Source organism: Zhongshania guokunii, assembly GCF_040892635.1.
In the GTDB taxonomy this organism is placed as follows: domain Bacteria; phylum Pseudomonadota; class Gammaproteobacteria; order Pseudomonadales; family Spongiibacteraceae; genus Spongiibacter; species Spongiibacter guokunii.
The window spans coordinates 14,953-29,678 of record NZ_JBFRYA010000016.1 but is presented as its reverse complement, the minus strand read 5'-3'; the positions used below and the strand labels follow the sequence as shown (position 1 = coordinate 29,678).

Genomic DNA, 14,726 nt, shown 5'->3' with positions numbered 1-14,726 from the left:
CCGACTAGCCTGTAAATTCCAAAATTTACAGGCTGTTAGCTCCTTATGAATAACGCCACTAATCAACGCGGCTTTACCTTGATTGAATTAATGATCACGGTTGCCATTATTGGCATTCTCGCCACTATTGCCATGCCCTCCTATCGTGAATACGTCATGCGCAGCAACCGCACGGCGGCCGCTAGTTATCTGCTAGAAGTAGCGAATTTACAGGAGCGTTATTTTTTAGACGCCCGCGCCTACGCTGCCGATATGGCTGCCCTCGGTGCCACGCCGCCAACAGAAGTCTCCAGTAACTACACTATCACTACGGCTGGGGACAACACCGCTACGCCGCCGGCCTACACTGTTACCGCCACTCCGATATCGACAGGGCCGCAAGCCAGCGACAGCTGCGGCACGCTCACCTTGAATAGCAAAGGCGAAAAAGGTTATGCCAGCGGAGCGAGCAGATGCTGGAACTAAGTGTAAAGACAAAGCTAAGCCGGGGTTTTACCCTGCTTGAACTAATGGTAACCCTAGCTATAGCGGCGATTTTGGCGTCGATCGCAGCGCCGTCGTTTAACGGTTTAATTGAGAGCCAGCGCGTGCGCAGTGCGAGTAATGATTTGATGTCGTCAATCAATTTGGCGCGCAGCGAGGCGGTGACACGCAATGCGATTGTTACTGTGGCGCAGGCTAGTGGTGGTTGGACCGACGGCTGGAGAATAAGTGTTGGCGCCAATGATCTACGTATAGAAGACTCGCTGGCAGGCGTTAGTGTTACGGCTGGTATAAGCAGTTTTAATTATAACAGCAGCGGTAGAGCAACAACGGCGGTTAATTTTACTGTGGCGCCGGATTCAGGTAACGCCGATAGAACGCGCTGTGTGGCAGTTTCGCTTAATGGTAAACCGTCTAGTAAGAAGGGGGCATGTTAATGCGACGCGGGGTTAGTAACGCACAGGGCTTTACCTTAATCGAAGTCTTAGTCGCCTTGGTCGTACTATTAGTAGGCATGATGGGCGCGGCAGGCTTAATGGTGAGAACTGTTCAGCAGGAGGTTGAGGCCTATCAGCGCTTACAGGCATTAAATCTATTGCAAGATATCACCGACCGTATCAATGCGAATCGCAATGTAGTGAGCTGTTATTCCAATGGTGCTACGGGTATTACCGTAGGTTACGGGGTGGAAGACATTGCCGCGTGCAGTTCGGGCACGAGTGAAGAGAATGCCCGCGCCGACGTCGATTTGTCTGATTGGAATGACAATTTAAACGGCGCTGCAGAGCAAAATAGCGACAGCGAGAATGTCGGGGCCATGATTGGTGCGCGGGGCTGTATTGTGCAGCTAAGCGCAGTAGATCAAGTCTATCGCGTTACCGTTGCTTGGCAGGGTTTAAGCGAAACCGTGGCGCCTACCGAAGACAATGGCTGTGGCAAAGACAGCTATGGCAATGAGAAGCTGCGTCGCACCGTGAGCGCGGTAGTGCGCATTGGTGACTTGTCATGATGAGTTTTAAATCTAGCCTTGCTCGCAGTAGAGGCCTGTCCCTTGTCGAGATCCTGATTTCCCTTAGCCTTGGCGCCTTTATGTTAATAGGTATCATTAGCTTGATTGCCTCGGTTAGCAGTACGCGACAGGCTTTGACCAAAACCTCGGAGCAAATTGAAAACGGTCGCTATGCGCTGCAACTATTTGCTGAGGATATCGCCATGGCCGGCTTCTTTGGCAAATATCATCCTGGCGTTGGTATAGCAGTCCCAACCTTGCCAGACCCTTGCTCTACCGGCAGCGTGTTGTCGGAGCTCGGTTTTAATAATGCTTTGATTGATCCCCAGCTACCTGTTGCCGTAGCTGGCTACGCCAGCGGCACGACACTGCCAACCTGTATATCGTCGGAGTCGGCGGTGGCCAACTCTGAGGTACTGGTCGTGCACAGAGTGGCGCCTTCGCCGATATTGCCCAGTACTGTTCTCACTGGCAATACAGTGCCTTATTTTCAGGTTTCGGATTGCAGTAGCAATGCCACCGCCTTCGTCTTTGATAAAGACCCCAGCAACCTTACCTTGAAGGAGCAGGACTGCCTCACCGAAGCCGAAGTGTGGCCGTATCAGGTGCGCAGCTATTTTATTGCCCATTGTGAGGATTGCAGTAATGGTGGCGATGGTAAGCCGAGCTTAAAAGTGCGGGAATATATGGGCGGTAGCACCACAACCCATGCTTTGGTGAGCGGTGTAGAAGATATGCATTTTTCCTATGGCCTAGATTTAAATCTAGATGGCGGCCCCGACTGCTATGTGGATGATCCGAGTGCTGATGTTGCGCCAGCTAGTTGTACAACGGCTGGCTGGTCTGTGGCAGATGCCGAAAATTGGGAGGATGTTGTCGCGGTGCGCGTTTATTTACTGGTGCGCGGCTCCGAAGTCGCTGGAGCAGTGAATAACAGTAAGACTTTTGATATGGGGCGCGCAAGTAGGGTGGGTCCGTTTACTGATGGTTTTAAACGGCAGGTTTATTCCAGCGTGATTACGATTCCCAATGTTGCAGGAGCGAGAGAGTGATGAAGTCTCGGTATCAATCGCCAATGCTGAATCAGCACGGCGTTGTGTTGATTGTGGTGTTAATTATGCTTGGCGTGTTTAGCGTGATTGTGGTGAGTATGATTGGCGGCAGCAATATTAATTTTAAAATTGCCGGCAATCAGCAATATCGTATGGAAGCGAAAATGGCGGCCCGCAATGGCGTAGAGTCCTATATTAGTAATCCCGCCAACTTTGCGCTGCCCTTGCCAACCAGTAATGCCTATGTAAATAGCGATTTTAATGGCGATGGTGTCGCCGACATGGTTGCCGTCGTAGCACCGCCCGATTGTTTGCGAGCGGTGCCTATACTGCAATCTGAATTAGATGTTACCGATCCTCATGACGCGCAGTGTGTGGGCAGTGCCCAACAGAGTAATTCGGGCATTTTTTACGCTGCAGGATCGTCTGGAGCAGGCAACTCTTGGTGTAGCAAAATGACCTGGGATGTTGGTGCAAAGGTTAATGACGCCAAGACCGGCGTTGATTTGGCCATGCATCAGGGCGTGTATTTACGCGCGATTATCGGAACAACTTGCTTATGAACAATGTTACTACTATCAGCCAGGCTTGGCGTGAGGTGAGTATGAAGCGGATCCTAAAGTACGGCGTATGTATGCTGACCGCGATGGCAGCAAGTTTCTTAGCATCGAATGCCTTTGCAGAGGATATCGATTTGTTCTCTGGCCTTAACCCCGCGAGTGATAATCCGCCGACGGTATTGCTGGGCTGGCATAGTTCAGCAAACTCAAACGCCAATGTGATTCACGGCTGCACCTACTCGGATGGCAGTGGTGAGCCGGCGTTGGGTGATACAGTCGGTGGCATGGAACAGTGTGCGATTGTAAACACGATGTTGTCCTTAAAGCAGCCGGCTAACTCCGCGCTCTTAGGTGCCATAAAAATTGGTGTCATGGTTTTTAATCAAAACAGCTTTAGTAGTTTTAATAATGGCACCAGCCTTGGCAATGGCAATGATAGCTGCGGTTATCTTATGGTGCCACCGACACTACTCGACAGTGATGGCATTGATTCATTTATTAATTTGTTGAAAAAATTTGAAAAATCTCATTTAGCAAACCAGTCACGCTTGGGTGATTTAATTGCGGAAAGCTGGGCAATGTTAAACGGGTTTTCTACTTCTTGCTCTGGTGTGAATTACAGTTCACTAGCCAGTGTTGCCACAGAGTGTCGCGATGCAGTGTTGGTGTATTTGGGCAATGCGACCAAGGAGACCGCAAATGTTTCTGACGGCACGGGTGATCCAGATGTACTACTTAAAAATGAGCTGAGCTCGGCATTTGGCTATAGCTCCAGCTCGGAAAAGTATAAGTTTTTTAGCACCCCGCGCGCGGTCACCCTGCTTAACAACTCAGGTTCTGCTAATAATAAATACTGGGGCGATGAGTGGACTCGCTTTATGAATTTGGTGGATGTCGACAATAGCGCCCAGAGTGATCGTAATGTCACAACCTACTCGATTGCGGTTTATGACCCTGAATTGGAAGCAAAGTTGGCAGGGGAGATTAACTTTCTCTCCGATTTGGCGACCGAGGGTGGTGGCAAGGCATTTAAAGTAGAGAAGACGCAGTCGGTCGCGCTGTCAGAAGTATTGCTGCAAATATTTAACGAAGTCCAAGACGTAAATAGCGTGTTCTCGTCCGCGACTTTGCCGGTGAGCGCGAATACTCAGGGAACCTACTTAAACCAAGTGTTTATTGCGATGTTCCGACCTGACGGATTGGCTGGGCCGCGCTGGAGCGGGAATGTTAAGCAATACCAATTGGGTTTCGATTCCGGTGGCAACACCGTACTGACCGATGCCACACAGGATGTTTCGGCAGCGGTGACCTCGGTGACAAACCCGGTAACAGGCGCTATCGCGAGTTCGGCGACTAGCTTTTGGACAAGCAATACCCCGAAAAACAGTGACGGCAGTGCAGTTGCTAATTGGCCGCTTGACGGCTTTTGGCGAAATAGCCCAGAAGGCGATGCCTTCTTTAAAGACGCGCCCGACGGAGACTTGGTTGAAAAAGGCGGTGCAGGGCAGCTATTGCGTATCAATAATCTTACCAGTAGCGCTAACCGGAAAGTTCTAACGTGTAACGCTGCGGGCAGTTGCCCAACAGCATCGGATCTACCTGTGTTTGCGACGTCGAATACGGCGCTAGTAGCTAACTTGAATGGAATTCTTGCTGCACCGCAGTTAGGCGGGGCTGCAACTATAACGGTAGGTCGCTACGATACTGATGAATCACTTTCTACCTCGTGCTCGGGCAATGGTGCGAACACAGTTTGTGTTATTACTCATGACGGTAGCGGTGGCACCAATTTAAATTCGACTTTTGATAAAGTGGTTGTCCTCGGGGCTTGGAATACCGGCCTTGCGGATAATAAGAAAATTTGTTCTTACAGCGCGCCCTGTGCGGTGTCAAATGTGACCAGTACCAGTTTCAGCGTGGCCAGCAAAGATATTCCAGATAATGCGAGTTACTCTGGGGCGACGATAGTTGAGTTGAGTAAGGAGGCTAAAATCAATCAAACGAGCCATGGTTTGGCTAAGGGCTCTACCGTCGACTTATTTGATTGTGCCCTTACTGGTTCTGCTGCGAATACTTACAATACGAACCTTGTTACGGATAAAGTTCAGGGGAGTGTTGCGACGATAATCGATGAGAATGAGTACACCGTAATTCTAGGAGATTATGTACTAGCCGAAAGCGATGCAGGTGTGAATTGTGGTCGTAGCCAGGAGTCCCTGACTGCCGAGAACCTTGTTAATTGGACTCGGGGTGATGACATTGTTGGCAACGAAACCAAGCGTGGGCCTTGTCCGCCCGAGTCCCGGGACGATAGCACATGCCCGATTTCGGTACGTGGCTCGGTGCACGGCGATGTTTTGCACTCGCGGCCTGCCGTTATAAATTACGGCGGTACAACCGGGGTAGTGGTTTATTACGGTTCTAACGATGGTCATTTTCGCGCTATCAACGGTAATCAGGATGATTATATTGGAACTGTTCGCCCCGGTGGTGAGTTGTGGAGTTTTGTTGCGCCGGAGTTTTTTAATAAGTTAAGTCGTCAGTATAAAAATGATCCGGTTGTTAAATACCCAACGGTTGTCGATAGCGACGCTGAGCCCCGTGATTATTTTTTTGACGGCACCACAACCGTATTACAGGACGGCCGCACTGGTACGTCGACCGCGGGTAAATCCTATATTTATATGTCGGCGCGTCGCGGCGGCAGATTAATCTACGCAATGGACGTAACCGATCCTGCCGCGCCCAAGTTTTTGTGGCGCCTAAGTGATGCCGATGTTCCTGAGTTGGGACAAACTTGGTCGCAGCCGCGCGTGGCGCAAATTAAGAGTCATGGGAACCCCGTGCTAATTTTTGGCGCGGGTTATGATCCTGCGGAGGATGCGGAACCGGCACCGAGCAGCAATTCTATGGGGCGCGGTATTTTAATTGTTGATGCGGTGACTGGCGGCGTACTGTGGGCCGCGCTACCGAGTTGTACAGGGGTTAGCTTAGCCACGGGCGGGACCTGCGTGATTACTAGCGCGCTCACCAAGTCGATTCCTGCCGATATAACCATGCTCGATCGCGATATCGACGGCTATATTGACCGGCTTTATGCCGCTGACGTTGGTGGTAATGTGTGGCGGGTTGATCTAGAGGCGAATAGTCCCGCAACGCCGACCTTCGCAGATTTCCAGATGACCAAATTGGCAGCGCTCGGCGGTAGCGGTAATGACGCGCGGAAATTTTTGTTTGGCCCAGATGTGGTGCCAACCAATAATTTTGATGCCGTTGTACTGAGTTCAGGTGATCGCGAGCATCCACTTTACACCGACCAAACCACCGCCGGATTGGCCTATAACGTTAATAATCGCTTTTACCTAATTATGGACCCTAATAAGGGCAAATCTGTCGCCAGTGGTACCGCGGTAATAACCGATGCAGATCTTGTGAACCAGACCGACGTTCAATGTATAGACGGTTCTGGTAACTTAGTGGCTTGCACTGATGCCGACGCCCAAGAGTTACGTTTTGACGGCGTTGCAAACGGCAGCTTTGATGGCTATTACATTAATTTACGCGATGGCGAAAAAGGCGTTAACGCGCCCCTGGCTGTTGCAGGTAAAGTCTATTTTGGTACCAACCAGCCTGATGTGCCCTCAAATGGGAGCTGTACTGCAAACCTAGGAAATGCCGGTGCGTATATTATTGATTTATTTGCGGGCAGCTTTCATCGTCAAACCTTTGCGGGCGGTGGCCTACCACCTTCGCCTATTGCGGGTTTGGTGACGATCGACGGTAAAACAGTGCCGTTTATTATAGGTGGTGCGGGGCCTTCACCCTTTGACCCCAGTGATCCAGAATTGGATTTATCTGGTGGGCGCAAGCGAACATATTTTTTCTTCAAATAGAATAAATAAAAACGGCGACTTTAAGTTGCCGTTTTTATTTATCTAAGCTGTATTTTTTAAGCTTGTAGCGAAACTGCCGAAAGGTAAGGCCCAAGGTTTTAGCCGATTCGGTTTTATTCCAGCGATTGGCTTCTAGGGCATCGGCAATAATCTCTTTTTCAATGCCGGCGATATATTCTTCGAGCTGTCCACTTGCGGCTCTGAAGTGATTGCCGTTATCTGGAATAGTGCCTTTTACATTGTTTTGCGCAGGGATACTGGGCAGCGACAGGTCGCCGGCGGTTATGGTGTTGTTTTCACACAGGGTGGCTGCGCGCTCGATGATATTTTCCAGCTCGCGAACATTGCCTGGAAAACCGTATTGGCAAAGGGTGGTGAGGGCGGATTTATCTAAAATTGGCGGCTTTACCCCCCACTCTTGGCCAATTTTTTCTAGCATGAATTTAGCTAATAACGGGATATCACTGGCGCGGTCGCGTAGGCTGGGCACCTGCACTTCAATAACATTGATGCGATAAAACAAATCGCTGCGAAAACGCTCGGCGGCAACCGCTTTGGCTAAGTCGCGGTGGGTCGCGCTGAGAATGCGCACATCTACAGGGATCTCTTGGGTGGAACCAATGCGGCGCACGGCCTTTTCTTGAATGGCGCGCAATAACTTAACCTGCATGTTTAGGGGTAAGTCCGCTACCTCGTCGAGGAAGAGCGTGCCGCCATTGGCGGCTTCAAATAGGCCCTCTTTATGGTCGTAAGCGCCGGTAAAACTGCCTTTGCTATGGCCAAAAAATTCACTCTCTACTAGCTCGCTGGGGATTGCACCGCAGTTAACCGGCACAAAGGGAGCATCGCTGCGGGGGCCGTTGGCGTGAATAAGTCTGGCGACCACTTCTTTGCCGCTGCCCGACTCACCGCTGATATACACCGGCGCCTGACTCCGCGACAGTTTTAAAATTTGCTCTCGCAAATTGATAATACTTTGAGTTTCACCAAGCAAGCGGGTATTGCTGCTGCCATCGAACTGGGGCTCGCGGCGGTCTAGTTTTAAGGCGGTTTTAACCAGGCCCCGCAATTGTTCAACGGATACCGGCTTGGAGATAAAGTCAAAGGCACCTGATTTTAGCGCTTCTACGGCGAGCTCGGTACTGCCATAGGCAGTGAGTACCGCCACGGCAGTGCACAGCGAGCTGTTTTGAATATGGCGAACTATTTCCAGTCCAGAGCCATCAGGCAGTTTTATATCGGTAAGGCAAAGGCTGATATTGGCGGTGCTGCCAAGCGCCTGAATTGCGTCGCGCACATTGCCCACCGCAATGGTGTTTAAACCCATTCGACTGATGGTGATATCCAGTAGTTCGCGAATATCTGGCTCATCATCAATGATTAAAACGGTTTGCTGCATGGTGGTTCGCTCTTTCATTATGACTGATTTAATACTGCTTGTGGTATGGCTTACCCGATTGCGCTTTTAATCAAGCAGATTGCCGCGGTCGGGATGTGAGAATTGTAATCGAAAACAACTTTGCGCAAGTGTGGTGCGCTGGTAATAAATATGGATTTGATTGGCTAAACATAATTCCCGACATAAATAGAGCCCTAGGCCGTTGCCTTGTGATTGGGTCGTGAAAAAGGGTTCAAATATTTTATCTTCATCTTCCGGCTTTATACCGGCGCCGTTGTCGATAATGTCCAGTATTACTGCCCCTGAGCGGGGCGAGCTGTGGCAACGAAATAGTAATTCGGCTTTGCCGTGTTCGGCGGCGCCATGTCGGGCACCATTGTCGGCGATATTCGAGATTATTTGACTGAGCTGGCTGCGGTCGACATTAACGATGTCGAACTCGCTTTGTTTTTCGAGGCTCATACTGAGGCCGCAGTGTTCGGTGGGCTGCCAGTTGTCTATAAAGTCTTGCAGCCATTCGCTTATCGCAAAGCGCTGGGGTTGCGGCGTGCGCCCTCGCGACAGTTCCAAAATATTTTTGATAATGTCATTCATGCGCAGGGCGTGACTTTGAATAATGTCGGCAAAGCGGGTGTCACTACTGTCGAGATTTGGGCTTTCGGCGAGTAATTGGGCCGCGTGGCTAATGGCACTCAAGGGGTTGCGGATTTCATGGGCTATACTGGCGGTGAAGCGTCCCAGCGAGGCGAGCTTCAGGTTTTGAGCGCGCTGGGTAATTTTGCTGATGTTCTCAATATAAAGCAGACAGTCGCTGTGATCGTGGGCCTCGAGGTTAGTCATATTTACGTGTACTTCGAGGTGTTGCGGGCCCGCGGCAATAATACGTGAATGGTTAATGCCCTCTTTGGCCATTTCAATAAGCACCGCTGGGGCGTACTGATCTTGATCTGGCAAGGCGGGGCGGATATCAAGCAACTCTTGGGCGGCGGCATTGATGAGTTTGATGTGGCCCGTTTGTGACATCACAATAATGCCGGTCTGCATTCTTTGCACAATGCGCTGATTTATTGCCGATAGTTTCTCAATATCGGTGCGCCGGCGCTCTGCTAATTGCTGAGTTTTAACAATGCGGGCGCTGAGGTAGCGAATGGCAATGGCTGCGGAAAAATAGGCCATTCCAGTGATGCCAGCAACAATAAATTGCTGGGTGCCAACGCGCTCGTAAAGAGTGTGTACGGTAACTTCGCTGATGGCGGTGATCGTAGCGAGGGCGGCAATCGCTAAGCTCAGTTGGCTAGATAGGGTGATGCTGGCGGCGCTAATTGACACAATGAGTAACAGCGGCAAACCGGAATCGGCGCTGCCAGAGCAATAGCTCATAAAGATAATGGCGCCAATATCGACGAAAAACTCGAAAAACAGTTGGGTAGGGCTGTAGCGCCCCGTCATGAAATAGTGGCGTACTAACAGGCCTAGGGCAAAAATGGCGTAGGCTGAAGCCACCACCGCAAATAATTGGGGGGCGCTGGTGCCCAATGTCGACTTAGCGGGGCCAAAGATGAGCGCCACAAAAAAGGCGCCAGCCAGCGCAAAGCGATAGGCACTGTATACGCGCATTATTGCGCGCTGCTGGATATGATCTGGGGCGATGGCCATAATATACCTTAGTGAGTTCTAGTCTCAGTTTATACGTCCATAGTGGGGGATGCACTCTCGCTTATTTGATAGAATAATGCGTCCTAATTGAGTGCTAGGCTCGAGCTGCCGTAAATAAGCCGAAATTAGCCCCCGTTTTTGTAGATGGAAACCGTTTAATGACTTCACTGCGTATTGTGCTGGCTCAAATTAATCCTGTGGTTGGGGATATTGAAGGCAACACTAACAAGATTATTGCCACCATAGAGACGGCGGTTTCTCGTCACGACCCTCAGTTAATCTTATTTCCCGAGCTGGTAGTGACCGGCTATCCGCCAGAGGATTTGCTGCTGCGCGAGAGCTTGGTGCATCGCATTGAGCGGGCGCTGCAAAAAATCGCCAGCCAAGCTCCTAAGTGCTACGTGGTGGTGGGCTATCCCCGGTCCTTAGACGGTAATTTATACAATGCCGCTGGGGTGTTTTTTGGCGGTAAGTTGGTTAACGAATATCACAAGCAGTGCCTGCCCAATTATCGGGTATTTGACGAAAAGCGTTACTTTAAAGAGGGTAAGCACACCCTAGTAATGGATATCTTTGGGGTGCCAACCGCGATCAGTATCTGCGAAGACGTTTGGGAAGACGCGCCCACCGCTGGCGCGAAGGCCGAAGGTGCTCAGCTAATGCTGAACCTTAGCGCGTCACCATTCCACGCGGGCAAACAAATAGAGCGCGAGGCATTGCTGGCCCAGCGTGCATGGCAGGGCGGTATGCCGGTGGTGTACTGCAATTTGGTGGGTGGCCAAGATGAATTAGTTTTTGATGGCGCCTCGATGGTGGTGTCGGCGGAAGGCGAATTAATCTCCCGCAGCCCTGCTTATATTGAATATATTAGCTGCGTTACTGCGAACTGGGATGGTCGCCGCCTGCGTTTTGAAGAGGGCGAAGTCAGCGATTTACGTCCGGTGTTAGAAGATATTTACGAGACTCTTGTGCTGGGCGTGCGGGATTACGTTAATAAGAATGGCTTTAAGAGTGTGGTCTTAGGTCTGTCGGGCGGTATCGATTCGGCGGTGACCTTGGCTATCGCTGTAGATGCGCTGGGCGCGGATCGAGTGGAGGCGGTAATGATGCCCTTCCGTTACACGGCCTCAATGAGCATGGAAGATGCTCAGGCCCAAGCGGCTATTCTCAAAGTGCGTTATCAGGTGATTTCCATCGAATCGGTTTACGATGCCTTTATGCTGGCCCTAAGTGACGAGTTTGAAGGTCTAAGTGCCGACAAAACCGAAGAGAACTTGCAGGCCCGCTGTCGCGGTGTGTTGCTGATGGCGATCTCCAATAAAAAGGGTTCGCTGGTACTAACCACCGGCAATAAGAGTGAAGTGGCAGTGGGCTATTCCACCCTGTACGGTGATATGGCCGGCGGCTTTGATGTGCTCAAAGACGTCTCGAAGATTCGAGTTTTTGAATTGGCACGCTACCGTAATAGGTTGTCGCCAGCAATTCCCCAGCGAGTTATCGATCGGCCGCCGTCGGCGGAACTGGCGCCAGACCAAAAAGATGAAGACAGTTTACCTCCCTACGATATTCTCGATCAGGTCATTGAGCGTTATATTGAACACGACGAGAGCGCCGAGACGATTATTGCCGCGGGTTTTGAACGCGAGATGGTTTATCGGATTTTGCGACTGATCGATATCAATGAGTACAAGCGCCGCCAAGCCCCAATCGGCACGCGGATTACCGAGCGTGGCTTTGGTCGCGATCGTCGCTACCCCATCACCCAAAAATGGCCGATTGGCGATTAATAGGGTGTTTTTCAACAAGATAGCTTAATAAGGCTGCTAAGACTTACGGCTGTGTTTCGCAGCCGGTGTATTTCCGCATCAGACAATCAGGGAATAGGGCAGCATGGAATTACGGGCAAGCAATGTACGAAAGCTCAAGGACGGAACTTTCGATGTTTTAATACTTGGTGGTGGTATTAACGGCGCGGTGTCGGCTGCCGCGCTGGCGGCCAAGGGCGCGAAAGTTGCGTTGATTGACCGAGGCGATTTTGCCGGGCTAACCAGCTCTAACTCTTCGAATCTAGCGTGGGGGGGAATTAAATACTTAGAGAATCACGAGTATTTTCTGGTTGATAAGCTCTGCCGTAGCCGCAATCATTTGATGCGCAGCTACCCCTCAACGGTAAAAGAAATTCGTTTTCTCACCACCATTCAGCGCGGTTTTCGTTTTCCGGCCTTTTTGGTCTACTTGGGCACCATTGTGTATTGGGCATTTGGCCGCTTTGTGACCCGCGCCCCCCGCTATATGAGTCGCGCCGCGCTGGCCAAAGCCGAGACGGTGATTGATACCGGCAATGCCGAAGGAGGCTTTGAATACTCGGATTGCTACCTTTACGACAATGACGCGCGCTTTGTCTTTAACTTTGTGCGCACCAGCCTGAATTACGGCGGTATTGTTGCTAACTACGTTGAGTCCCTCGGCGCTGAGCGCCGCGATGGTCTGTGGCACAGCGAGGTGCGCGATAATATCAGTGGCGAGCAATTTACTATTCGCGCCAAAGTGCTAATAAACGCCTGTGGTCCCTATGTGGACACTCACAACCAGTTAAGTGGGCAGCGCACTGCGCACCGTCATTTGTTCTCCAAAGGCATTCACCTGATTGTTGATCGCCTTACTGAAAGTCAGCGCATACTGACTTTCTTCGCCAGTGATGGCCGCCTGTTCTTTGTTATTCCCATGGGCCCCAAGACCTGTATTGGTACTACCGACAGCCAGGTTGAAAGCCCTGAAGTTGAAGTGACTGAGGCTGACCGCCAATTTGTGCTGGATAACGTCAACGACTTGCTCAAGCTTGAAAAGCCGCTGACCACTGCCGACATCATCTCTGAACGCTGTGGTGTGCGGCCCTTGGCACTAAAAGGCGAAGACGGCGTGGCCGATTGGGTGAAGCTGTCTCGCAAGCACGCGATTGACGTTGATGAGCAAGGTCAGCATCTCAGTATTTTCGGCGGCAAACTCACTGACTGCATCAACGTCGGCGACGAGGTAGCTGAATTGGTGGCGGATTTAGGTATAAACCTGCCCTACGCCAAGCAGCGCTGGTACGGGGAGCCAGGTAATAGCGTAAAACGCGAATACCTGCATCAGGCGGCGTTGATGAATCTCGATACCCTAACTGACCCTAGCTCGTCAGAGCCACTGACCCAGCGCCTTTGGCGCCGCTACGGGCGCAGCGCCATCGAAATGCTCGAAATGATTCGCGAAGACCCGAGCAGCGCAGAGTTACTTATTGAAAACGCCGAGTACCTGCGCTGTGAGATCGAGCACGCCGCAAGGCGAGAAATGATTACCAAGCTCGACGACTTCCTGCGCCGCCGCTCGAAAATAGCGCTGGTAGTGCGCCGCGAAGACATAATCAATGCCCCCGGTTTGCGGGAAGCTTGTGAGATTTTGTTTGGCGACGAAGCGGAAGCGAAGCTGGCAGAGTATGTGGCGGCGACTGCTGGGTGATTCGCTGGATGCCGGACGGGAGACGGGAGACGCAAAGGCTTTGAACCCCGGAGCTTATCTTAGCGTCTCCCGTCCAGCGTATAGCAACTAAGACGGCATCCACAAAAAAAGGCCGCAATCGGCGGCCTTATTACAAACTATGTTACTTGCTGGAGCTTAGGCTTAACGCCAAAAGCGTTTCCCATCTCCCGTAAAGCGTCTTGCAGTCCTACTGCTCAGTCTCTTCCCGATTATCAAACTTCGGCGGCTCATAGCGATCAAACAAGCCTAGGGTCGCTTTATTGATAACAGAACCTTCCTGATCCAAGCCAACTTGGCTAACAAAATTGCCATTTTTGTCTAGTGAGGGGTGCTTGGGGTAGTTTTTGCGCAACACCATCAGCGATTGGTCGGCTAGGTCGTTCATGCCCAGCAGCAAATACGCTTGTACCATCACCGCGAGGGCGTCTGGTATGGCGGGGGTTTGCGGCAGGTTTTCAATAACGTAGCGACCGCGGTTGGCGGCTGCGAGGTAAGCTTTACGCTTGAAATAGTAATTGGCAACGTTAATTTCGTAGCGCGCCAAGCGGTTGCGCAACTGCACCATACGCGCTTTGGCGTCGGGCGCGTATTCACTGTCTGGGAAACGTTGCAGCAACTGCCGGAAATCGTCAAACGACTTAATCGTCGAGCCGGGATCGCGCTGGGTCATATCCGTGGGGATAAACCGCTCCAAAAAGCCTTCACCTTCGGTGTAGTTGGCTAGTCCACGCATATAATAGGCGTAATCAACTTTCGGGTGCTGGGGGTGCAAGCGAATAAAACGATCCGCCGCAGCCACTGCCGCTTCGTTGTCGCCACCGCGATAATACCCGTAAATAATCTCTAACTGGGCCTGTTCGGCGTAAGGGCCGAAAGGATAGCGGCTTTCGAGGAGCTGTAAATTCTCCACGGCCAATGAAAAGTTTTTGCTTTTCAGGTAGCCTTGCGCAGCTTCGTAGATTTCTCGCTCCGACATTTCGGGCCGATCTGGATCGCTGGCACAGCCAGCCACCAATATGCTTATAAAGAGAAGTGCAAAGACCTTAACGACAGCTTTCATGTAATTTTTCCAAATAGCGGAATATCCCCAATGATCCCTTGCCTTAGCGAGGGCCTGCTATTTAAACACAGCGCGAAGATGGTATAAAGAATCAG

At 51.1% G+C, this 14,726-nt stretch carries 11 protein-coding genes; 8 read left to right on the top strand and 3 right to left on the bottom strand.

All coding sequences use genetic code 11. The annotated features are described in order from the left end of the window. Window positions 1-45 precede the first annotated feature (45 nt). Genes AB4876_RS15765 through AB4876_RS15740 form a run of 6 tightly spaced genes read left to right on the top strand, consistent with a single transcriptional unit; the run spans window position 46 to window position 6,997 of the window. Window positions 46-465 (top strand): type IV pilin protein, encoded by a 420-nt coding sequence (locus tag AB4876_RS15765; protein WP_368382710.1) that lies wholly within the window; start codon window positions 46-48, stop codon window positions 463-465. Next, a complete protein-coding gene (locus AB4876_RS15760; protein ID WP_368382709.1) occupies window positions 453-920 on the top strand; it encodes a GspH/FimT family pseudopilin in 468 nt (155 codons plus the stop codon). Before AB4876_RS15765 ends, AB4876_RS15760 begins: the two co-directional genes overlap by 13 nt. Then, complete coding sequence (gene pilV / locus AB4876_RS15755) at window positions 914-1,492, top strand: type IV pilus modification protein PilV (protein ID WP_368382708.1); 579 nt, start codon at window positions 914-916, stop codon at window positions 1,490-1,492. The genes AB4876_RS15760 and pilV overlap by 7 nt, the downstream gene beginning before the upstream one ends. Next, window positions 1,489-2,544 (top strand): PilW family protein, encoded by a 1,056-nt coding sequence (locus AB4876_RS15750; RefSeq protein WP_368382707.1) that lies wholly within the window; start codon window positions 1,489-1,491, stop codon window positions 2,542-2,544. The genes pilV and AB4876_RS15750 overlap by 4 nt, the downstream gene beginning before the upstream one ends. Continuing rightward, complete coding sequence (locus tag AB4876_RS15745; RefSeq protein ID WP_438273419.1) at window positions 2,541-3,107, top strand: pilus assembly PilX family protein; 567 nt, start codon at window positions 2,541-2,543, stop codon at window positions 3,105-3,107. The genes AB4876_RS15750 and AB4876_RS15745 overlap by 4 nt, the downstream gene beginning before the upstream one ends. Continuing rightward, the gene (locus tag AB4876_RS15740; protein WP_368382706.1) at window positions 3,104-6,997 is read left to right on the top strand and encodes a PilC/PilY family type IV pilus protein; all 3,894 of its coding nucleotides are present in this window, start codon (window positions 3,104-3,106) and stop codon (window positions 6,995-6,997) included. Before AB4876_RS15745 ends, AB4876_RS15740 begins: the two co-directional genes overlap by 4 nt. Before the next feature lie 34 nt (window positions 6,998-7,031). On the opposite strand, the gene AB4876_RS15735 is transcribed toward AB4876_RS15740, so the two are convergent. Further along, window positions 7,032-8,414, bottom strand: a complete 1,383-nt coding sequence (locus tag AB4876_RS15735) for a sigma-54-dependent transcriptional regulator (protein ID WP_368382705.1) — start codon at window positions 8,412-8,414, stop codon at window positions 7,032-7,034. Window positions 8,415-8,462: 48 nt separating this feature from the next. Beyond that, complete coding sequence (locus AB4876_RS15730) at window positions 8,463-10,052, bottom strand: sensor histidine kinase (protein ID WP_368382704.1); 1,590 nt, start codon at window positions 10,050-10,052, stop codon at window positions 8,463-8,465. 158 nt (window positions 10,053-10,210) lie between these two features. On the opposite strand from AB4876_RS15730, the gene AB4876_RS15725 reads away from it, so the two are divergent. Together AB4876_RS15725 and AB4876_RS15720 are read left to right on the top strand one after the other, a co-directional pair. Further along, complete coding sequence (locus AB4876_RS15725; protein WP_368382703.1) at window positions 10,211-11,839, top strand: NAD+ synthase; 1,629 nt, start codon at window positions 10,211-10,213, stop codon at window positions 11,837-11,839. A gap of 103 nt (window positions 11,840-11,942) precedes the next feature. Then, window positions 11,943-13,550 carry a glycerol-3-phosphate dehydrogenase/oxidase gene (locus tag AB4876_RS15720; protein WP_368382702.1) on the top strand — a complete coding sequence of 536 codons (1,608 nt, stop codon included), beginning with the start codon at window positions 11,943-11,945 and terminating at the stop codon, window positions 13,548-13,550. Window positions 13,551-13,758: 208 nt separating this feature from the next. Here AB4876_RS15720 and AB4876_RS15715 read toward each other — a convergent pair whose 3' ends face one another. Beyond that, window positions 13,759-14,631 carry an outer membrane protein assembly factor BamD gene (locus tag AB4876_RS15715; RefSeq protein ID WP_368382701.1) on the bottom strand — a complete coding sequence of 291 codons (873 nt, stop codon included), beginning with the start codon at window positions 14,629-14,631 and terminating at the stop codon, window positions 13,759-13,761. Window positions 14,632-14,726 lie beyond the last annotated feature (95 nt).